19 protein-coding genes are annotated in these 20,789 nt (G+C 43.0%); 12 read left to right on the top strand and 7 right to left on the bottom strand.

Annotated features, from left to right (window positions below; genetic code table 11):
* Positions 1-117 precede the first annotated feature (117 nt).
* From U2P91_RS13780 to U2P91_RS13760, 5 genes are all read right to left on the bottom strand, one after another.
* Positions 118-1,131 (bottom strand): ABC transporter ATP-binding protein, encoded by a 1,014-nt coding sequence (locus tag U2P91_RS13780; protein WP_111888669.1) that lies wholly within the window; start codon positions 1,129-1,131, stop codon positions 118-120.
* A complete protein-coding gene (locus tag U2P91_RS13775) occupies positions 1,132-1,923 on the bottom strand; it encodes an ABC transporter permease (RefSeq protein ID WP_322519815.1) in 792 nt (263 codons plus the stop codon).
* Positions 1,920-2,777, bottom strand: a complete 858-nt coding sequence (locus U2P91_RS13770; RefSeq protein WP_242988507.1) for an ABC transporter permease — start codon at positions 2,775-2,777, stop codon at positions 1,920-1,922. The genes U2P91_RS13775 and U2P91_RS13770 overlap by 4 nt, the downstream gene beginning before the upstream one ends.
* Positions 2,758-3,585 (bottom strand): alkaline phosphatase family protein, encoded by an 828-nt coding sequence (locus U2P91_RS13765; protein ID WP_111888671.1) that lies wholly within the window; start codon positions 3,583-3,585, stop codon positions 2,758-2,760. The genes U2P91_RS13770 and U2P91_RS13765 overlap by 20 nt, the downstream gene beginning before the upstream one ends.
* A gap of 125 nt (positions 3,586-3,710) precedes the next feature.
* Positions 3,711-4,814, bottom strand: a complete 1,104-nt coding sequence (locus tag U2P91_RS13760; protein WP_371414172.1) for an ABC transporter substrate-binding protein — start codon at positions 4,812-4,814, stop codon at positions 3,711-3,713.
* 434 nt (positions 4,815-5,248) lie between these two features.
* Between U2P91_RS13760 and U2P91_RS13755 the strand changes: the two genes are divergently transcribed.
* The 5 genes from U2P91_RS13755 to U2P91_RS13735 all read left to right on the top strand — a co-directional run bounded on the left by U2P91_RS13755 (position 5,249) and on the right by U2P91_RS13735 (position 11,820).
* Entirely contained in the window at positions 5,249-6,157 is a 909-nt protein-coding gene (locus U2P91_RS13755) for a hypothetical protein (RefSeq protein ID WP_111888672.1), read from the top strand.
* Between the two features lie 43 nt (positions 6,158-6,200).
* Positions 6,201-6,560, top strand: coding sequence for a response regulator (locus U2P91_RS13750; RefSeq protein WP_111888673.1), 360 nt, complete (start codon positions 6,201-6,203; stop codon positions 6,558-6,560).
* A 34-nt stretch (positions 6,561-6,594) separates the two neighbouring features.
* Positions 6,595-8,535 (top strand): ATP-binding protein, encoded by a 1,941-nt coding sequence (locus tag U2P91_RS13745; RefSeq protein WP_322519814.1) that lies wholly within the window; start codon positions 6,595-6,597, stop codon positions 8,533-8,535.
* Between the two features lie 166 nt (positions 8,536-8,701).
* Positions 8,702-10,438, top strand: a complete 1,737-nt coding sequence (locus U2P91_RS13740; protein WP_322519813.1) for a GGDEF domain-containing protein — start codon at positions 8,702-8,704, stop codon at positions 10,436-10,438.
* Between the two features lie 8 nt (positions 10,439-10,446).
* On the top strand, positions 10,447-11,820 hold the full coding sequence (locus U2P91_RS13735; RefSeq protein ID WP_322519812.1) for an aldehyde dehydrogenase: 1,374 nt from the start codon (positions 10,447-10,449) through the stop codon (positions 11,818-11,820).
* A gap of 68 nt (positions 11,821-11,888) precedes the next feature.
* On the opposite strand, the gene U2P91_RS13730 is transcribed toward U2P91_RS13735, so the two are convergent.
* Both U2P91_RS13730 and U2P91_RS13725 read right to left on the bottom strand, forming a co-directional pair.
* Positions 11,889-12,647, bottom strand: a complete 759-nt coding sequence (locus U2P91_RS13730) for an alpha/beta hydrolase (protein ID WP_322519811.1) — start codon at positions 12,645-12,647, stop codon at positions 11,889-11,891.
* A gap of 23 nt (positions 12,648-12,670) precedes the next feature.
* The gene (locus tag U2P91_RS13725; RefSeq protein WP_322519810.1) at positions 12,671-13,252 is read right to left on the bottom strand and encodes a TetR/AcrR family transcriptional regulator; all 582 of its coding nucleotides are present in this window, start codon (positions 13,250-13,252) and stop codon (positions 12,671-12,673) included.
* 231 nt (positions 13,253-13,483) lie between these two features.
* Here U2P91_RS13725 and U2P91_RS13720 point away from each other — a divergent pair, with 231 nt between their 5' ends.
* From U2P91_RS13720 to U2P91_RS13690, 7 genes are all read left to right on the top strand, one after another.
* The gene (locus U2P91_RS13720) at positions 13,484-13,936 is read left to right on the top strand and encodes a DUF3795 domain-containing protein (protein ID WP_322519809.1); all 453 of its coding nucleotides are present in this window, start codon (positions 13,484-13,486) and stop codon (positions 13,934-13,936) included.
* Positions 13,937-14,026: 90 nt separating this feature from the next.
* Complete coding sequence (locus tag U2P91_RS13715) at positions 14,027-14,860, top strand: AraC family transcriptional regulator (RefSeq protein WP_322519808.1); 834 nt, start codon at positions 14,027-14,029, stop codon at positions 14,858-14,860.
* Positions 14,861-15,053: 193 nt separating this feature from the next.
* On the top strand, positions 15,054-15,602 hold the full coding sequence (locus tag U2P91_RS13710; protein WP_322519807.1) for a DUF6144 family protein: 549 nt from the start codon (positions 15,054-15,056) through the stop codon (positions 15,600-15,602).
* Between the two features lie 141 nt (positions 15,603-15,743).
* A complete protein-coding gene (locus tag U2P91_RS13705; RefSeq protein WP_322519806.1) occupies positions 15,744-16,226 on the top strand; it encodes a flavodoxin in 483 nt (160 codons plus the stop codon).
* A gap of 203 nt (positions 16,227-16,429) precedes the next feature.
* Positions 16,430-17,053, top strand: coding sequence for a TetR/AcrR family transcriptional regulator (locus U2P91_RS13700; RefSeq protein ID WP_111888683.1), 624 nt, complete (start codon positions 16,430-16,432; stop codon positions 17,051-17,053).
* Positions 17,054-17,136: 83 nt separating this feature from the next.
* A complete protein-coding gene (locus U2P91_RS13695) occupies positions 17,137-18,489 on the top strand; it encodes an MFS transporter (RefSeq protein WP_111888684.1) in 1,353 nt (450 codons plus the stop codon).
* Positions 18,452-20,782 (top strand): ABC transporter permease, encoded by a 2,331-nt coding sequence (locus U2P91_RS13690; protein WP_111888685.1) that lies wholly within the window; start codon positions 18,452-18,454, stop codon positions 20,780-20,782. The genes U2P91_RS13695 and U2P91_RS13690 overlap by 38 nt, the downstream gene beginning before the upstream one ends.
* Positions 20,783-20,789 lie beyond the last annotated feature (7 nt).

Below are 20,789 nucleotides of genomic sequence, written 5' to 3'. Positions count from 1 at the left end.
ATTCGCGGCCGTAGTATGTGTTGTTATTGGAGAAATCTATACAGGACCTGGTTTTCTTGCGGTCTCAACTTTATTATTGGGGTTCATATAGGGCTTATTTAATAATCTCAAATCCGCTCAAATCTTAAGACAATTACGCTTTTCAATCAGTAGATTAACCGTCGTGTGATCATCAAATAACTTAAAGCTGCGAAACAAAACATCCGCCTTTAGGGTGAGCCCATTAGCCTTGATCGTATAGCTTAAAATGTTACCCCTTAAGGTGTGCTCTTTAATGATGCCCGTGAACTGATAGGCTTCGTTTCGAAACGCATGGGGCTCGGACGAGATTTCCACTGTTTCCGGACGGATGGCGATTTTTTGTCCATCAGGATAATCTTCGCCGGAAATAGTTGAAAAGACCTGGCCGGGAATAATATTGTAATTACCCATAAACTCTGCTGCAAAATAGGTGCTTGGTGCCGTATAGATGTCAAAGGGTTTTCCGGATTGCTCAATTTTGCCATTGTTAAACAGGTGAATGACATCCGACATAATCATCGCTTCATTTTGGTCATGGGTCACAAAAACGGAGGTGATCTTCATTTCGTTATGAATTTCTCTAATCCGGGCTTGTAGTGAACGCCTCAGTTTGGCATCAATGGCGCTTAGGGGTTCATCCAGTAACAGCACCTTGGGTTTGGTTACGATGGACCGGGCAATGGCAACCCGTTGTTGCTGGCCGCCGGAAAGCTGAGCCGGATAGTGGTGCTCCTTTCCTGTAAGTTCCACCATCTGGATGGCATTGCGAGCTTTTTCATCAATGATTTCCGGCTTCATTTTTTTAAGCTTGAGTCCATAACGGATGTTCTCCAGAACAGTCATATTGGGAAACAGACTGTATTGCTGAAAAATCATCCCGATATCCCGATCCTTGGGGTCTTTATGGGTGATGTCCTGGCCACCTAAAATAATCTGGCCATCCGAAATGGTTTCCAGACCAGAAAGCACCCGCAGTAAGGTGCTTTTGCCGCACCCGGAAGGTCCGAGCAGGGTCACAAAACTCCCGGCTTCAATGACCAGATCAAGATTTTTTAAAACGTGATTTTTGCCATAAAAGTGATTGATGTTTTTTAATTCAATGGTTGCCATTTAAATTTCCTCCTGGTCATGATGTGGCTTTTTATAGGCATATACACCGGCTGACAAGGCCATGGTGATGAGAAACAGGACAACGATGATGGCACTACTCAATTGACCGGATCGGAATAGGGCGCGGTAGAGATAGATTTGAACCGTCTGATAATAGTTTCCGCCAATAATATTAACCACCACAAAATCGCCAAAAATAATCGCCATGGATAACATCAGCGACACCTTAATGCCGGATAAAATATTCGGGATGATAATCGAAATAAAGGCATAGGCTTTGCTGGCACCAAGAATCTGGGCCGACTCGATTAAATTCTTGGCATTGATAGTTGTCATGCAATTCTTGATACCCCGATAAATATAAGGCAAAATGATAATACAATAGGTTCCGGTCAGCATCACAAAACGATTAGACAGCGGCATCGGTGCATTGGCATAGAGTGACAAGACCCCAATCGATAAGATGACTCCCTGAATAGAATAAGGGATCATGGTGAGAATCTGCATGTATTTATCAAGCCCCGGTAAATAAAGTAAAATAACATACATCGCCAGGAGTACAGTAACCGTACAAATTACTACCGGTACCACCGAAATAATAATGGTGCGAACAATGGCGATCAGAAACTCCATATCGGTAAAAATTTCAATATAATACCGGAAGGTCAGGCCATGGGGGAGAATATCCCGCCATTCCATACAAATGGAATAGATAAAGGTCATCAAAATTAGTAAGATCAGATAAAAACAAATCAACAGGATAATCGGCTTACTGTTTGGTTTTTCAGTCATTGATTTCGGCCTCCCTGTTTTTTTACCATGTAATTCTGGAGCAGCACTGCGAGTACCATCAAGAGCATCATGACGACTGCAAGGGCTGACCCGAAGGCCGGTCGTTGGACAATATCGCCCACAAACTGCTCGGTAATTCGGATTGGCAGTAACGAGAAATTATTCTGCAGCAGGGCATAAGCCGTTGCATAGGCAGCCAGAGCATTGGCAAAAAGAACACTCATGGTTCCCAGAATCGCTGGTGTCAGCACCGGGATTCCCACAGATTTCCAGAATTCCCACATCGATCCACCCAGCAGTTTTACCGAATCAATCCATTCCTTGCGGATTCCCTCAAAGGCCGGAAACAGTAACAGGGTCGCCAGCGGGATCTGAAAATAAATATAGATAAAAGCTAGTCCCGTTACCGTATAGAGATCAAAATGAGCCAGGGCATCAATCCCCAGTTTTGAACCGATGATGACAAATACGCCGGTAGAGCCAAACATAATCATGTAGGAAAAAGCCAGTGGCACCCCGGCAAAATTTGAGGTCATATTAAGAATCGTCATAAACCAGGTTTTGGTTTTGGAATCGGTGCTGTTTCCAGCCTTGGCTCCAAAGAAACCAATCACAATCCCCACGCAAGCCGAAGCGATCGAGATGATCAGACTGTTGACAATGGCCTGCTGATAAAGGGGCTTGGTGAAAATGGCAACGTAGTGATCCAGGGTAATACCTGTGCCCCCTTCGACCATAAAGGAACGAAAAATCGTCATGACCAGGGGGATTATTTCAAAGAACAGAGTCAGCAGCACAAAGGGAATCAAGGCTAAAAGGTAGGTGTCGATTTTTTTACGACTCAAGAAATTCAATTTTCTGACTCCTTAAATCCTGCATCTCGCGACCTTCATTAATCATCAGCAGTTTGCACAGTAAAGGCGCGATTAACTGTTGTGAGATGGGTTCATCGGTAAAAAATCCTGTTTTGACAGTGGGCGAACAAATATATAAAGGGACTGTTCGCTGATCGATGGTGTTTCCGCCATGAAAACCATACCGATTCATACCATGATCGGCACTCAGAACGATGGCATAGCCAGCTTCCATCCAGATTGAAATAAAGCTCGATAGGATCACGTTCATCTCCATGGCTTTTTGTTGATAGCGTTGCGGGTCCAGAACCCGATGATGTCCGGCATCATCAATGTTCATGGAGTGAACAAATAAAAAATCTGGCGCAAAGCGCGTTCTTAGAAACTCGCCATCTGAAAAAACATGGGAATCGGGATAGCTGTCATCAAAATAGTAGATGCCATGGTCAATGCCATCGCCTTCCATTTGCAGGCGATCGGTTAAGGGGTTAAAGGGTGCTTTAACATAAAGCTCACTGATCCAATGATAGGCGGCAGCGGCGGTTACTAGGTTATTTTGATGGCACAAACGAAACAGGTTCTCCTTTTGGGAGTGGCGTACCACCAGATTGTTAACAATCCCGTGTTCACAAACCGGAAGGCCGGTAAACAGGGTCTCATAAATCGGCCGGGAGCTGGAGGGCAGCTCGCCCATGACCTTATATTTGGCACATCGCCCGGATTCCACCAGATGTTCCATAAATCCAAAATTTTCGGTTGCCAGATCAAATCCGCAACCATCCACTAAGATAAAGACTGTTTTCCCCATCGTTCCCCTCGTTATAAGCCCTGAATACACGGTCGTGTATTCAGGGCGATTTTAATTTGCTGTAATACAATTTTAAATATGATATTAAAACGATATTCAATACCATTTCGGAAGCTTAAGCTATTTTATTTGGCATAAGCCATGACATCTTCCTGCCAGAGGGTGCCAATGGTTTCGGTTGTGGCAGTCCAGGCTTCCCGGTCTTTTACCATTCTGGCCTTGACATACTGTTCGTCGGGAATCATTTTAGCGGCGACTTCCTGCGGCAGAACAACGTCGCTGCGGATCGGTTTGGCAAAACCTTTAGCCAGGTTAATCTGGCCCTCGTCGCTTAAAATATATTCTCTGGCCAACGCCGCCGCATGAGGACGCTTGGAATAGGCGTTAATCACGGTAGCATAGCCACTTTGAATCGAACCGTCAACCGGGACATTTAACGCAAAGGCGGCATTGGGATTGTTGGTTAAAAACTGCTCCCGGTAACCCAGGGCGTTATAATCCCATAAAATAGCCACGGCCACCTCACCTTTTTCGAGGCGGGATAAAGACAACTCGCCCTTGTCCAGTCGACCCTGTTCAGCCAGCTTTTTAAAGAAATCCAGTCCGGGCTTAATATTGCTCTCAGATCCGCCATTGGCAATCGCTGCGGCCAGCACGGCGTTTTGGGCCTGGGAGGCTTTGGTGACGTCCCCGACGGCGACAACATAATCCCCAGTCATAAGATCAGCAAAAGATTTCGGCGGGTTTGGAACCAGGGCGGTATTGGTAATAAAGGCAATGGTGCCGTAATAACCAATAATCCAGTCGCCGTCATCATCCTTGGCCCAATCAGGAATACTGTCCCAATAGCTGGTTTTATAGGCCTGCGTGAGCCCTTTTTCTTCGGCAACGGGACCAAAGGATTGACCAACATCACCGATATCTTTGGTGGCATTATTTTTTTCGGATTCAAAAACGGCCAGCTCTTCCGCCGAGGACATATCCGTATCGGAATGCTCCAGCCCGTAAGTCGTTTTCAACTCTGACCAGGTTTCACCCCAGTTGGCCCAGGTATCGGGCATGCCGACGGAATCGACCCGGCCTTCGGTCTTGGCAGCGGTCACAATTTCGTCCAGACTTAAGCTGTTTAGATCCACTTTCTCGGCACCAGCACTCTGGGTACAGCCGGATAATAAGCTAACACCTAAAATAAAAGCCACGGCCACACTTATACTTCGTCTTTTCATCATCACTTTCTCCTTTAATCGGTTTAACTATTTAAAGAGCGGTCTGCTCTAATTTTTAAAGGTTTGATCATATCGTTACACAGCATAACACATCAATGAGCCTGGGTAATTGTTAAAAAGGTTAAAAAAGGGTTAAAATTTGGAGAAAAGGGCACTTAACACAAATTTAACCAATTCTTAACTCAAAAATTACCGGGAATGCCTTTTAAAGAGGGTTATGATCCGGGTACAATCTAAGATGAATAAATAATTTAGAATGATCGATAAACACTCTCTGATTGATAATATTCTGATTGCCCCCCTGTACAATCGAAATATTATGGTCAGAAGCGGGTTATTCTTTATTCACAGTCGGAGAGTTGCTTATTAATGAGCGACTCTTTGTTTTAGTACGCAGACTGTTGATACTATTTAAATCGTTATTGAAAGGAATTTTTATGTTTAATCAGTATTTTGGCAATTATCTTCTGGAGAAAAATTTAATCAAACCAGAAGAACTCAGAATGGTTTTAGCACAACAGCAATCAGTCAAGGTGAAATTAGGTGTTCTGGCGATTGATGCTGGTTATATGAATGCAGAGCAAGTTGATAAAATCCATAAGCTTCAGGCAGCAAAGGATAAAAGATTTGGCGAATTAGCCATTGAGGAAGGGTACCTTATTGAAAATCAGGTGGTCGAACTGCTAAACGCCCAAAAAAAATCAAATAGTTTATTGGGACAGCTTCTTATTGAGAAGGGCATCTTTTCCCTGGGGCAATATGAAGACGCGATGCTTCAATACAAAGCAGATTCTAAGCTGACTGGCGATGAGATCCAGGTGCTTAAAAACAATGACATCACGAAAATTGCAGAAATATTTCTAAAAAATTTATCAGGGGATGATGATCGAATACTTCGTGACTATTTTGAACTTTTCCTTAGAAATATTGTCCGCTTTATCGATGATGAAATCCGGATGGAAGCCGCAGTTACCGTGGATTCCTATGCCTATGATTATCTGGTTACTCAGGGAACTGAAGGCGAGTATAATTTCTTTAGCGGTTTTGCAGCTTCGGAAACAGTGCTGGCACAGTTTGCTGGTATTTATGCAGAAGAAGAGATTAGTGGGATGAACGAACTGGCGATCGATGCGTTGGGCGAATTTATGAACTGTCATAATGGGTTATTCTTATCTCAACTGGCCCATCGAGGGATTGAGCTGGATCTGCTGGTCACAGAAGTAAAAAAAGCTGGTGAGGTAAAACCAACAGGAGCACTGTACGTGATTCCCTGTTATTTAAGCTTTGGAAAAATCGATTTTCTGTATGCGGCTACCAGCCCAAATTTTGTTCTAAAAAACTGTTAGTAACACCCTAGGATTTTAAAATAAGTAAGAGGAGGCGTTTCTTATGGCTAAAATATTGATTGTGGATGACTCAGCAGTATCCCGAAAAAAACTCAGAAAAATATTGGAAACAGCAAATCACGAAATTATTGGGGAAGCCGGTGATGGCGCGGTGGGTCTTAAAAAATATCAAGACCTATCCCCTGATCTGGTCACGATGGACATTACCATGCCGGATGTCGATGGCATTACCGTTTTAAAAAATATTATCAAAGTTAATCCGGCGGCTAAAGTCGTGATGATTACCGCCCTCGGTAAAGGCAGTACGATTCTGGAGGCCCTTAATGCCGGTGCTAAAAATTATATTACCAAACCTTTTGCCAATGATCAGGTGATCACGACGATAGCAGAAGCATTAGCTTAATTTTTAGCTTGATTTTGGAAGGACGAGAGATCTAATGATTGAAACGATTGCTAAACTGGCGCAGGCGGTTCCAACCTTTTCGGCGATGGAGAGGGGAAACACGATTCATCATTACTTTGAACAAAACAAAGAAGCGGAAGGCGTTGTTATTGTCAATGACGAACAACCAATCGGTATTTTGATGCGGAACGATTTCTACCAGAAAATAGGCAGTCAATTTGGCTATGCCTTGTATATGGACCGCGATGTGACCCTACTGATGAAATCAGATCTGACCTGTGTGGATAAAAGCTGTGATATGGCTAAGCTTGGTTTTATTGCTATGAGCAGAAACCAGGACAGTATTTATGATTTTATCGTGATTCTCGATAATAAAAATTATGCCGGGGTTGTTAATATCAGAGAGTTTCTAATTGAAATGTCTAAAACCAAGGAACGGGAAATCAAACTTTTAAGTGCTCAGCAGCGGATCTTAAAGCAAACCCATGAAACCGAGAAACGGCATCGCATTGAGATTGAGCAAAAAAATGCCGCCATCAAGAATCTTTTGGATCATGCCGGACAAGGGTTTCTTTTCTTTGGCAATGACCTGCTTATTTCTGAAGAATACAGCCGGGAATGTGATAGTATTTTTGGCGTTTCAATCGGTCGGCAACCTTTTTTAGAAGTGCTTAAACGTTATGTTGACACCGACGGTATCAGGATGATGCAAAATGTTTTTGAAAATGTCTTTCTCAGTGGTGATGCAACACAAAATAAGGTTTACCTGTCGATCCTACCGCCGGAATTAAAAATTCATGAGCGGTATATTCACACGGAGTATAAAATTATTCCCCACGAGACGGGGAAATCAATTATGATGATTCTGACGGATGTGACGCAAAAAAAAGCCCTGGAGCTAAAAACGATAGAAGAAAAAAATAATATTAAGCTGATTGTCCGGGCCATCAGCAGTAAAAGCGAAATTACTCAGTCCATCGAGGAATTGCAGAGCTTTATAAAAAAAGATGTCTTGCCGCTATTGGATAACAAGCAGAGCCCCCAATTAATTTTGCAGTATGTCTTTCGGATTGTTCATACCATGAAGGGTGATTTTGCTCTGAATGGCCTTTTTCACACCTCCCAAGGTTTACATCGGTTGGAAGACGCTTTAAGTGAGATGCAAAACCGGATAAAAACCATTACTAACGATGAAATTCGGAAATTCATTGAGCAGATTGACTGTGATCAACTGTTAGAAAAAGATAGCGAAATTATTACTGAGGCGCTGGGAGCCCAGTATTTTGAAAATGAAGATCGCGTGACGGTCAGTCGGCAGCGGGTTGCCGAAATCGAAAATAAAATTGCGACGGTGTTCCTAAAAGAAGAGCAAACTGAGATTCTTAAGCTATTTCACAGTCTTTTCTTCATTAATGTAAAAGACCTGATTAGGGATTATAATGATTATGTAAAGACGCTGGCAGACCGTTTTGGCAAAGAGATTGATGATATCATCATTAGTGGGGATGATGTGTTTATTGACAGAGATCGCTATGCTTCTTTTATGAAATCGCTGGTTCATGTGTTTCGTAATATGGCTGACCATGGCATTGAAGACCCGGATGAGCGCGAGGGCGCGGGAAAACCGGAATGCGGAGAAATTACCTGTGAGCTTAAAAATGAAGGCGACCACTTTTTAATCTCCCTGGCGGATGACGGCAAGGGCATTGATCTGGAGATTATCCAGAAAAAAGCACTGGAAAAGCAAATTTATTCAGCTGAAGAGTTTGCAACACTCACCCGGGAACAAAGACTGGCAACGATTTTTCTGGACGACTTTTCAACCAAAAATACCGTCGATTTGTATTCCGGCAGAGGTGTGGGTCTGGCCGCAGTCAATGCCGAAATCAGCGCGATCGGTGGCGAAATAGCAATCGACTCGGAGCTCGGTAAGTATACCCGTTTCACCTTTGTTGTGCCATATGAGAAGCAGTAAATTTCGGACGCAGTAGAAAGATTTTTAGAGCCATAATCAAGAATTAAAACGAGATTCTAGGCACTCCTGCAATAGTTAGGGCAGTCAATATTGACAGATGCAGCCAACTAATTTATAGTATTAAGTTAGATGCACTGTCATTTAGTTATTTCAGTAGGAGAATAGAATGGAAAGCGAACTCAGAAAGACAGAAAAAAGAAATAAGAGCGTCGTCATATCGGTTGTATTGATCTTTGTTGTGACGGTGCTCTTTTTAGCGAGCGTACACAGTAATGAGGATCTTAGTGTTATTGAAGAAAATGTGATAATCCTTTCTAAAAACTGGACAGTCGGTTATAACGAAGTGAAGGAGTCGGGCGTCAGTCTGCCGGTCGATCTTGAGGTTGAACCGGGTGCTACGTATGAGGCCTCAGTAATACTTCCAAAGGTTGCCAATCAGATGAATTATCTGCTGCTTCGATCATCAATGCAGGATATGATTGTTTATTTGGATGGCGAAGAAATCCATCGCGTGGAAAAACCTGTTGCCCGGGGAATAGCAGTTCCGGCGGCGAGTACCTGGGTGATGTTCAAGCTTCCTTCCGGTTTTCAGGGAAAAACCTTAAAACTGGTGTTAAAAAGCGGGGTAACTGCTTTTTCAGGTCATATTAATAAGGTCATCCTGGGAGAAGATTCGAGTCTGGTTTATTATGTGTTTAAGCAGGGGTTCAGCGGTTTTGTCGTTTTTCTGGTGTTGTTCATCATGGGGATGATTTCGATTGTTTTTTCTTTTTTCTCAAAGAGTCTCGCCGACAATCGCTTTTTCTATTTAGGTTTACTAGTTGTATCAACCAGTGTCCTGATTTTATCGGAGGCCAGAATTTTGCAACTATTCACAGGAAATCGATACATTATCGGAGGGATCAGCTACCTGATGGTGCCGTTGATGGGATGCTTTTTTTCTTTGTATGTGAAAGAAACAATTTTTGTGAAACAACGGGACAAACGAGTGATGCAGGTAACGGCGGGGCTGTACCTGGGTCTATTAATTACCGAAATGCTCTTACAGGGATGGGGGCTCAGTGAATTTATTGAGATCATGAACCTCATGTATTTCGTCATTTTTTTTAATGTCATCGTGTTTGTGCTGCTGATGGTGTCCGAGATTGTTAAAGAAAAAAATCAGAATGCAATACAATTTTTTAAATATATGAGTGTATTGTTTCTTAGCGTTATGCTTGAAGGGATCGCCTTTTTTACCAACCAATTTGACTACACCTCGATTTTTTTAAGAATTGGCAGTCTTATCTTTTTTGGCTTGCTGCTGCTGGATTCCTATCTGTATTTTAAAAGGAGTCTTCAGAGTCAGAAGGAGCGGGATCTTTATGAAACCCTTGCCTACAAAGACGTTTTAACCGGTGGGAACAATCGGGCGGCATTTGAACGCGATTTTGAAAAATTCAGAAATAAAGAAGAACCTTTTAGACTGGTACTGCTGGATTTAAATGAACTGAAATACATCAATGATCACTATGGCCATACCGCTGGGGATGTCGCCATTAAGACCCTTTTTACAATGATGGATGAGGCGTTTAGGCCGGAAGGGGTGTGCTATCGAATTGGTGGCGATGAATTTGCCATCTTGATCGAAAATACCACCGAAACGGTTGTTAAGCTCAGTTCTCTCCAGCTGAGAAAACAGCTTAAACGGGCCGCCAGCCATTTTGAGTATCCCCTTGAAGTGGCAATCGGTACGGATGTTTACGAGGCTGAGGCCTGGGAAAATATAACCCGGTTTTATCATCATGTGGATCAGAAAATGTATGCGGATAAACTTGAAATAAAGCAAATACGAAAAGCAACGCTTGCGTCGAAGGCAAATAAAACAATCGGGTCGGTTCCTTCGCCGGTCTTGAAGAGGTAGGTAATCAAATGGATTCAATAAAAAAAGTAGTCGATGACCAACGAGCATATTTTTTAAGTGGTGAAACAAAAAGTATCGATTTCAGAAAAAAACAACTTAATATTTTAAAAAAGGCCATTCAAAAGAATGAACTGGCAATCATGGCGGCACTGAAAGAGGACTTAAACAAATCGGCGTTTGAAGCGTATGCAACCGAGATTGGCATTGTTTTAGAAGAAATCGGATTTATGCTTAAAAATATAGAGCGTTTAGCAAAATCAAAGCGTGTCAAGACGCCGATTACGCAGTTCCTGTCAAGTAGCCGCGTTTATCAAGAGCCCTATGGTGTGGTGCTAATTATGTCACCATGGAACTATCCATTTCAACTGAGCTTAGTTCCACTAGTCGCAGCCATCGCAACCGGCAATTGTGCAATGATAAAGCCCTCAAATTATTCACCCCATACCTCAAAGCTGATTGGCGAGATCATCAGTTCGCATTTTGATTCCGGCTACATAAGCTTTACAGAAGGCGGCCGAGAGGCAAATGAGTCATTGTTAGAGCAAAAATTTGATTATATATTTTTTACTGGCAGTGTTGCGGTGGGAAAAACGATTATGGCAAAAGCAGCCGCGCATTTAACCCCGGTAACCTTAGAATTGGGTGGGAAAAGTCCCTGTATTGTCGACAAAACCGCCAATATCAATCTGGCTGCCAGACGCATCGCCTGGGGAAAGTATTTAAACGCCGGCCAAACCTGCGTGGCACCGGATTATTTGGTGATTCACGAAAGCATCAAGGACGAATTCATTAAGGCGTTGCAAAAAAACATCATCAAGATGTATGGAAAGAATCCGCTTAATAATAATGATTACCCTAAAATAATAAACAAAAAACATTTTGACCGATTAACCGGTTTAATTAATGAACAAAATGTCATCATTGGCGGCAAGTCCAATTTGCTCTCGAATCAAATCGAACCCACTGTTTTAGATCCTGTCGGATGGGAAGATGTCATTATGCAGGAAGAAATCTTTGGACCCGTTTTGCCAATTATTGTCTTTCGCGAACTCAGTGAAGTTGTAAAAAAAGTAAGCCAGCGACCAAAACCATTGGCACTGTATTTATTTACAACATCAAAACAAAACGAGAAAATCATCATTGATGGGCTTTCATTTGGCGGCGGCTGTATTAATGATACAGTTGTACAGGTGGCAAGCTCCTATATGGCCTTTGGCGGTGTAGGAGAAAGTGGTATGGGAAGCTATCATGGTGAAGCAAGTTTTAGAACCCTTTCGCATTGTAAAGGTGTACTAAAAAAGAGTAACAAGCTTGACATCTGCTTAAGGTATCCACCATTTAATGATGCTCATCTCAAACGAGTAAAAAAAATAATGAAATAGGGCTGGTTAGCAAAAGAATACGTGCTGCCGCTGGAATGAGGTGGATTTTGCAAATGTTAGCTCACGTTTTAACGATTAAAAAATGCCTCAGCTCTCTCCACCCATTCATCGGGATGATAAGCACTGATTTCGGAATGCCGATAACCCGGCAATTCAATTAATTGACAGTTCTTAACAGTGGCTTGGAATAGCGCTCCGGACGCTTTAATACACTTCATTTCCTTACTGCCATACCAGTAAATGATATCGCTCTGGCTATTTTTTAAGCTGTCTTTCAGTTCATATTTGTAATAGGTGTAAAAAACCCGATTCATTGTTGCTACTTTAACAGCCGGGATATCTCGCAAATATAACTTGGCAATATCATCAGGTAAATGCATTTGTTTGGGAAGCATCGTTAGTGCCCACTGATTAAATTTTTTTGAAAACATCCATTTTCCAAAATGTTTATAGACAAAGAGACTGTATTTCAAAAGAGCTGGTTGGGGAATACACAGGCCACTTTCGATAATTGCTTTTTCGGCAAGGTCTGCTCTTCTTGATAAGAGTTCAATGGCGATCTGTCCGCCCAGCGAAACCCCGCTAAGGGCGAAAAGTTTGCCATCATTGTTGTGATCAATGTAATCAAGTAATTGACTGGCAATTTCTTCAGTAGAGGTATAAGGAACTTCAGCTTCTTCGCCGTGTCCGTCGATTACCGGTAAGATCACATGGTATTTATGCTGCAATAATCGGGCTTCCTGTAAATAAAGCCAATAGGACCAACCGGCACCGTGAATGAGCATGATCGATGGTAAGTTTTTATCTCCGTATTCATAGAACTTCATCATTGTATTCCTTTCGTTGTCTGCTAAAATAATTCATCTAACATGTTTTCGATCAGCTGGAGGATCATTTTCTCAATCCCGGCTTTTACCAATATATCTTTATTTTGGAGGGTGAGATTCATGAGCTGAATCCAGTTAATGACTGCATCGAGATCATATTGCTCTTTTTTTTCGCTCGCATGGCGTAAATTTCTTTCCATTTCTGCTTTTATATCGGTCATTTTATGAAAACAGTCGCCGGGAAGTCTGGTGAATAAAAGCTGAAGATCTTCCCTTGTCAGAAAACGATAGACATTATTCTCATCGCTTAAAAACATGCAATCGTATAGTTCGCGCAAATCATTGCGTTCAAGGTGCCCCTTTGCTTTAATAATTTCGTCAAGCTTATGATTTATGCTTTGCTGGTAAGCATTAGCAAGTTCATAAACCAACATTTCTTTTGAGCTAAAAAAATTATAAAAGGTCCCTTGAGCAATACCTACTCTTTTTGTTAGTGCGTGAATACTCATTTTTTTAAGACCATGTTGTTTGATGAGCTCCAAGCCAACGGTCATAAGCTGATTTCTGATTTCTTGTCGTTTTTCGTTTGAATATATTTTTGGCACGCTTCACCTCTCAATAATATGAATATAGATAAAATATATTCATATTATTAGTATAGACCAGAATTATTTTTTTGTCAACGCATCGGTTATTCTGATAAAATTTTAAGTATTGACAGCGATCCAATTAAATTATAGTATTTGATAAAGCGAGTTACTCACCTAAAGAAATAAGAGAACGTGAGTCATAAGCGGTTAAATCAGTAGATTTTAAATAAATGGGAGGTAATTTTTATGGAAGATAACCTGATCGCACCCTGTGGCATGAATTGCAGCTTGTGTGTCGCCTATCAAATGAAAAAAGGAGATTTAAAAAAGCAGGGATTTAATCGAAAATACTGTCCCGGCTGTATTCCCAGAGGTGAAAACTGCACCCACATGGGCGATCGGTGTGAGTTACTCAAAAATGGGCGAGTTCGTTTTTGTTATGAATGCAGTGAGTTTCCTTGTAAACGATTAAAGGGTTTGGATAAGCGTTATCGGACTAAATATCATATGAGTATGATTAAAAACCTGCAAGCACTTCAGAAAAATGGGATGGTAGCTTTTCTAGAGAGCGAAAAAAAACAGTGGGCGTGTCCCAAATGTGGCGAACCAATTTGTTGCCATAACGGTCTCTGTCTGCATTGTGATCTCGAGATTTTGCGAGAAAATCGGCGATACCGCTGGAATGAAGAAGACGCCTGACTAGCCAGAGTATTAAAAAAACACCGGAAACATGGCAAGACAGAGGACATGAATCGAAATGTGTAAGTTAGAGAATAGGAAAAGGGCGGTATGGTTACAAATGAATTGGTCAGCAAAGCGATTTTGTATATTGTTGAAAACCTGAATGAGGAAATCACAATCGAAGATGTGGCGAATTATTGTCATTTGTCCAAATATTATTTTTGCAGAATTTTTAAAGCCGAAACAGGTGAAGGTGTCTATGCCTTTATCAAGCGCCTGAAAATGGAACAAAGTGCCATTGAAATGAAGCTTGGCAAGAATAAATCGATTACCGATATCGGGATGACCTATGGCTACAGTTCATCAAATTACAGTACCGCCTTTAAGAAGCACCATCACCTTTCCCCGGCGGAATTTCGCAAAACCGTGAATGCCATCTGTGCCCCGCATCCGTATATTTCCGATCATCTGGCAAAATTTCAATCCTTTGAAGAATACGACCAGAAGATTGAAATCAGAGAGCTAGCGGATTTTTGGGTGATCTATGAGCGGTATCTGGGAAATTATCTTGACCTGGGAGAGCAGTGGTTGACCTTTGTTGCGAAGTATCAAGCGTATGTCAATTGCGATGCCCTTCTTATTGAACGTTTTTACGATGATCCTTCCATTACCAAGGTTAGCCAATGTTTGTATGATCTTTGTATGACCGTTGATGCGAACTTAAGGCTTGAGAATACGACCAGCATTGAGGGCGGAAAATTTGCCGTTTACCGCTTTGATGGGTTGATCAAGGATATTTATGAGAGTCTTCAGGACATTTTTAATATCTGGTTGCCAAACAGTGGTTATAAAATGGATGAGCGCTATGGACTTGATATTTATCGCAAGATTGATCGAGAAAACAGTCATGTGATCATGGATTTGTGTATTCCCATTAAATAACGCAAGAATTCAGAAGTAATGACGCAGACTTTCTTTTATAATGATAATTGTCAAGGGACAGCGGTCGGTTTAAAAGAGGTCTGTTTTTAATTTTTTGAAAATCTTTAATGTGAAAACCTTATAATATAGAAAAGATACAGCAATCAATTAAGCCGATCAGTCCATCAATAAAACAAAAATGGAGGAGTTTAATATGTTTGATATCAGAAAAATGCAGGAACAGGTTATTTATCAGGCGGTCAAAGATAAAAGCAATGAGGATGTCGCTAAAGCAATCGTTTTTGGCTCGGATAAACAGGTAAAAACCGAGGATAACCCGACATGGGTAAAAGTGACGATGGAACGGCTGGAAAATCAATTCGATCAGGGTGGCGTTTTACAGATCCGGAGAAACTGTCAGTGCGGCTACGGCATGGATGAGAAATTGGCGCTGGTAAAAGAGCTGGTTGCAGCATCAGCGAGTTTGGAAGAATTCGGGAATCAGGATCGGGCCAATGCGGCGGGGCTTTATAGTGATAATGGTGAACTTTATCTGCAATTTCCTTTTTGTCCCTGTCCCATGCTGGAAGGAGTTGATCGTCTGGAAACCGATACCTGGTGTCAATGTACCACTGGTTACAGCCAGGTGCTTTTTGAAAAAGCATTTCAGTGTCAAGTTGAGGTGGAGCTCCTGAAAAGCATCAAAATGGGTGATGATAAATGTCTGATGAAGATTATTCCGCAAAAAAATATCTGGAAATAAAGATTAAGACATCATCAGAAGAAATACAGAAGATCATAACCGAAATTTTGGCGTGCAAAAATGATTTGGCTTGGCGGTTCATGGGTATAAGCTAGTTTGTAAAACAATTAAAGGGTGAATCGGAAAGGGGTCAATAGAAAAATGAACACTGCGGTTATTTATTATTCACTACAAGGAAATATGGATTTAGTTGCCCGGAAAATTGGCGAAAATGAGGCCGTTGATCTATTCAGGCTGATTCCCCAAAAGAAATACCCGACTGGAAAAATCAGCAAATATTTATGGGGCGGTAAAAGCGTGACCTTTGGAGAACGGCCTAAACTAACAAATCCGATCATCGATTTGAATCACTATGAGGTTCTGGTCATTGGCACACCGATTTGGGCCGGAACATGGACACCCCCACTGAATACCTTTCTTCACGATTACAGCATTATCGGGAAAAAGATTATTCTGACCGCAACTCACCAAGGCGGCGGAGCCGACAAATGCTTTGAAAAAATGAAAGCAAGTCTTAATGGAAATACGATTGTCGGCACGTTTCAATTTAAGGAACCGCTCCAGCAGATGGATGCAAATATCGATGAAAAAATAGAAGAAATTAGAACCCTGATTGAAAATTAAGAAAAACTTCCTTATCCAAAGTATTGCGGATAAGGAAGTTTTCTTTAATTCTATTTCATGTTCTTACTGATCAGTATTGCCTCTCTGCTCGTGAGGATTAGTAAAATAACCCAATACCTTGCTAAAAATAAATCTTGACAGATCGCATGATTTATTTTATTATTTAGTTATCGACCGACGGTCGATAAAACAGGAGGCACTCAATGAAGACAGTCAAAGAAGGAGAAGTCCGAAAACAGGAAATCCTCATGGTAGCCCGCGAGTTATTTGTAACAAAGGGCTACGAACAGACATCGGTGAATGATATTTTAAAAATCGTGGGTATCGCCAAAGGCACCTTCTATTATTATTTTAAATCCAAGGAAGAAGTGCTGGCCGCGATTATTCTGAATATTGTTGAAGAAGGTGCCAAACGGGCAGAACAAATTCTTAAGGACAAATCCGTGCCGCTGATTAGTCGGATGATGATGGCGATTATGGCCCAGTCCCCGGAGTTTGAAGGATCGGAGGCGATCAGGGACGAAATGCACAAGGTAGAAAATGCCAAACTGGAACAGTTTTACACCAAAGCCATGCTCAAACGGATGACCCCGCTACTAGAAGATGCGGTTGCCGAAGGGGTTGAAGCCGATCTGTTTCATTTAAATTATCCCCGGGAAACGATTGAATCTATTTTACTGCTTGGTCATATGCTCTTTGACTGCAATATTATGGATTGGGAAGTAGAAGACTATCCGGAAAAAATCCAGAGCTATCTGGCCAATATGGAAAGAATGTTGGGGACAAAAGAAGGAGAACTGAAGGACTTTTTACAAATGTTTGTCTAACTTAAAAGTTGGCGGCATTTGTAAATTTTTTAGCCAGCTATCGACCGATGGTCGGTCAATGAATGTAATAAGGAGAAACAGAAATGAAGCAACAAAAGATAATAGCAGGATTTCCAAATCAGAACGCCGCAATGAAAAAATTCAAGGTCCTGCTAGCAGGTGTTTTTATCTCCAGCATTGGCAGCGGCTTAACCGATTTTGGATTGGCGATCTATATTTTAAATCGAACCGGGTCGGTGAGTGCTACCGGAGTCTTTGCCGTTTGCGCCTTTCTGCCAGCGATACTGCTGGCGCCGGTGGGCGGGGTGTTGGCCGATCGTTATGACAGGCGACTGATGATGATTCTGGGTGAGCTGTTTTCCGGACTGGCACTACTGATCTGTCTGGTAGCGGTGATGAGTTCTTACCCGTCGCTGGTGGCGATCTGTGTTGGCGCGGGTATTAGCTCGGTCTTTTCGGCTCTGACAGAACCGGCTTTTAAGGCCACCATCACTGATCTCTTATCCGCTGCGGATTTTGCCCGGGCTGGCGGTATGGTTCAGTTGGCGAGCAGTGCCAAGCTGCTGATTGCTCCGGCTGTGGCTGGTTTGCTTTTGCAGGTAACGCCAGTGAGCAGTTTGATCATATTGGATATGCTGACGTTTTTTACCACAGTTTTGATCATCGCCTTTGTGAGAAAAGGTTTGGTTAGCAGAAAAAGAGCAGTAGCGAATTTGGATTTCATAAGTGAAATGAGCGATGGCATCACCGCTATCCGGAGCAAAAAGGGCATTATGACGATGATTGCCATCATGACGATTACCACCTTCTGTCTGGGGTTTGTACAGATGTTAAGTAAGCCGCTGGTGCTAGCCATTGCCGGCGAAAGGGAGCTGGGGATTCTAACCACGGTGATTGCCATGGGAATGATGGCAGGAAGCCTTATTATCAGTATAATCAAACATCCAAAATCTTATGTGCAGATGCTATCGTTGGGATTGTTGGGTTGTGGAGTCTTTTTTGCATTGATTGGCATCAGTGAAAACCTGGTTCTGATAGCCGGGTTTGGATTTATGATGTTTGCCTTTATGCCAGCCATCCAAATTGGGGCGGAGGTGTTGATTCGAACCAATCTGGACAATACCGTTCAGGGCCGGGCTTTTGGTCTGATTGGTCTGATTACCCAGATGGGTTATATACTGGCCTTTATCGCCGCGGGAATTTTATCAGATCTAATCTTTGAACCTTTTATGCTGGGGAGCAGCAAACTGGCCATTCAAATTGGTGAAATCATCGGCTATGGTGTGGGACGGGGTAATGCTCTGTTGATCATCATCACCGGAATCGGACTGCTCGTGGCCGGAATAGTGACGGCCCGGTTAAAAAGTGTCAGAACCCTGGAAAAGAAGGAGACTACTCATGAAACTTTTACTAAGTCTTATTCAAAAGGACTTTAAAAAAAATCCCGCCATTACCATGGCACTGGCGGTTTTTCTGATTCTGGCGGCGCTGTTGATGGCCGGTGGACTGCGGGTGGCGGGAACGATGATTTCCTCTTATGATGGGTTAGGCCAAAAGGCACTGCCTCCGGATTACCTGCAGATTCATAAGGGCGAATATGAAGTCGCCGCTATGGATCGTTTTGCGGCGAGCCAGGACGGCATTGCAGATTTTCTTACCGTCAGGATGCTGACGATTAATAACGCTAACATTATCTATCATGGTGAAACTCTTGAAAAGGTACTGATGGATAACAGCTTTGTGGTTCAGAATGAGGGATTTGATTATTTGCTGGATATGGATAACCAGATCGCCACGGTTAAGGATGGAGAAATCGGGGTGCCGGTTTATTATGCCGAAACCCTGGGGATTGCTCCGGGCGATGTAATTACCCTCAAAAAGGAAGGTTTTGTCAAAGCGTTAAAGGTTGCCACCATTATCCGGGATGCCCAGATGAATGTGGCGATGACCTCTTCGAAGCGGTTTCTGATTAGTCCGGTCGATCAGGAAGCGCTCAGTCAGCACATGGGAGAATGGGAGGTTAGCTTTGAATTTTTGTTAAAAGAAGGGGTGGATACCGGGGTTTTGGAGCAAGCCTATCGGGCGGCCGAGCTGCCCGCCAATGGGGTAGCTATCACCGGTAGTCTGCTTAATCTTTTTAATGTGTTTTCTTATGGCCTGGTGGCTATGATTATCATCGCGATTAGTCTGCTGTTGATTTTTATGGCGCTGCTCTGCCTGTCTTTTATTATCCGGGCAACCATGGCCGATGAGCAGGTATCCATTGGTGAGATGAAGGCCATCGGTTTTCCGGGAAAAGCCATCGCGACCCTGTACCAGTTGAAGTATCAGATTTTGATGGGGGTAGCCGGGATCATCGGTTATCTGGGTGCTATCCCATTTGGTAATTTCTTTTCGGTATCGGTGGTGCGTTATTGCGGAATGGGGAGTAGCCCAGGGCTAAAATGGGGGCTGCCGTTTATCGGCCTGCTGCTCCTAAGTGGCATGGTGGCTTGGGGATGCCATCGGGTTGTCAAAAAAAATCTGCGCAGCACCGTGGTAGAACTGCTTCGGGGCGCCGGGGGACGGCGTCGGGAGGGGCACTATACGCTGCCGTCCTCCGGCCTCAAACACCCCAATCTAACTATCGCCCTGGGGGAACTTGCCTGTAAATGGCGGGAATATGGGGTGATCTTGCTGGTTTTTATTTTCTCGGCATTTTTGATGCTGTTGCCAATGAATATGAAACAGACCATTCAGGATCCGTCGTTTATTACCTATATGGGGGTGGGTGAATCAGATATTCGGATCGATATTAAGTATTCACCGCAGCTCACTCAGCAGCAGCAGCGGGTTTTGGCGATACTGGAGAATGATCCTGATATTGAGAAATATGCCATTTATAAAAATGGCTATGTTCAGGCCGAAAACGACCAGGGTGAAGGGGTGAACATCCGGGTGGAAAGCGGCGATGAATCGGTTTTCCCGCTTGTCTATCTGGCGGGACAGGCACCGGTTGGCAAAAATGAGATCGCTTTGTCGTCAATGAATGCCGCGGAACTGGGGAAAAAAGTTGACGATGCGCTCGCAGTGGTTTATGGTGATGAAACCATGAACTTTAACGTCGTCGGGATTTATCAGGATATTACCTACGGCGGAAAAACGGCCAAGGCCGCCATTGACTTTAACAATGAGGATGTTGAGGCCTATATCCTGTATCTGAGTCTGGCCGAAGGTGTCGATTTGGCTCTCAAAACCAATGAACTGCGCGGGGGGCTGCCGGATATCAAGGTCACCCCGGTGCCCAGCTTTATTGCCCAGACCCTGGGTGGGATTGTCGATAACCTGAGTCAGGTGGAAGCGGCGGCGATGGTGATTGCCTTAATGATAAGCGCACTAATCACAGTCATGTTTTTAAAACTGGTCATGGCTCGTGAACATAGTGCTATTGCGGTAAAAAAAGCGATCGGTTTCACTACCCGGGATATCCGCATCCAACTGGCGATCCGGATTCTGGTGATTCAAGGCCTTGGCATTTTGATTGGGACGGTGCTGGCCAATACCCTGGGTGAAGCGATCTTTAGCCTGATGCTGTCATCGATGGGGGCAACACGAATGACATTATTAATCCAACCGCTGAAAGCTTATCTGATTTGTCCAGCGGTACAGCTGCTGATGGTTGTCGTTGCAGTCATCGGTGTAACTCGGGCAGTCAAACAGTATCATATCAAAGAACAAATTATGGAATAGAGAGGAC

The organism is Acetobacterium sp. K1/6 (assembly GCF_034438075.1).
GTDB lineage: Bacteria > Bacillota > Clostridia > Eubacteriales > Eubacteriaceae > Acetobacterium > Acetobacterium carbinolicum.
This window is presented reverse-complemented; position numbering and strand designations above follow the sequence as displayed.

What these genes read in the sequence shown, in the direction of transcription:
- U2P91_RS13780 (WP_111888669.1), bottom strand. Translation starts at nt 1,131, where the DNA reads ATGGCAACCATTGAATTAAAAAACATCAATCACTTTTATGGCAAAAAT.
- U2P91_RS13775 (WP_322519815.1), bottom strand. Translation starts at nt 1,923, where the DNA reads ATGACTGAAAAACCAAACAGTAAGCCGATTATCCTGTTGATTTGTTTT.
- U2P91_RS13765 (WP_111888671.1), bottom strand. Translation starts at nt 3,585, where the DNA reads ATGGGGAAAACAGTCTTTATCTTAGTGGATGGTTGCGGATTTGATCTG.
- U2P91_RS13760 (WP_371414172.1), bottom strand. Translation starts at nt 4,814, where the DNA reads ATGATGAAAAGACGAAGTATAAGTGTGGCCGTGGCTTTTATTTTAGGT.
- U2P91_RS13755 (WP_111888672.1), top strand. Translation starts at nt 5,249, where the DNA reads ATGTTTAATCAGTATTTTGGCAATTATCTTCTGGAGAAAAATTTAATC.
- U2P91_RS13750 (WP_111888673.1), top strand. Translation starts at nt 6,201, where the DNA reads ATGGCTAAAATATTGATTGTGGATGACTCAGCAGTATCCCGAAAAAAA.
- U2P91_RS13745 (WP_322519814.1), top strand. Translation starts at nt 6,595, where the DNA reads ATGATTGAAACGATTGCTAAACTGGCGCAGGCGGTTCCAACCTTTTCG.
- U2P91_RS13740 (WP_322519813.1), top strand. Translation starts at nt 8,702, where the DNA reads ATGGAAAGCGAACTCAGAAAGACAGAAAAAAGAAATAAGAGCGTCGTC.
- U2P91_RS13735 (WP_322519812.1), top strand. Translation starts at nt 10,447, where the DNA reads ATGGATTCAATAAAAAAAGTAGTCGATGACCAACGAGCATATTTTTTA.
- U2P91_RS13730 (WP_322519811.1), bottom strand. Translation starts at nt 12,647, where the DNA reads ATGAAGTTCTATGAATACGGAGATAAAAACTTACCATCGATCATGCTC.
- U2P91_RS13720 (WP_322519809.1), top strand. Translation starts at nt 13,484, where the DNA reads ATGGAAGATAACCTGATCGCACCCTGTGGCATGAATTGCAGCTTGTGT.
- U2P91_RS13715 (WP_322519808.1), top strand. Translation starts at nt 14,027, where the DNA reads ATGGTTACAAATGAATTGGTCAGCAAAGCGATTTTGTATATTGTTGAA.
- U2P91_RS13710 (WP_322519807.1), top strand. Translation starts at nt 15,054, where the DNA reads ATGTTTGATATCAGAAAAATGCAGGAACAGGTTATTTATCAGGCGGTC.
- U2P91_RS13705 (WP_322519806.1), top strand. Translation starts at nt 15,744, where the DNA reads ATGAACACTGCGGTTATTTATTATTCACTACAAGGAAATATGGATTTA.
- U2P91_RS13700 (WP_111888683.1), top strand. Translation starts at nt 16,430, where the DNA reads ATGAAGACAGTCAAAGAAGGAGAAGTCCGAAAACAGGAAATCCTCATG.
- U2P91_RS13695 (WP_111888684.1), top strand. Translation starts at nt 17,137, where the DNA reads ATGAAGCAACAAAAGATAATAGCAGGATTTCCAAATCAGAACGCCGCA.
- U2P91_RS13690 (WP_111888685.1), top strand. Translation starts at nt 18,452, where the DNA reads ATGAAACTTTTACTAAGTCTTATTCAAAAGGACTTTAAAAAAAATCCC.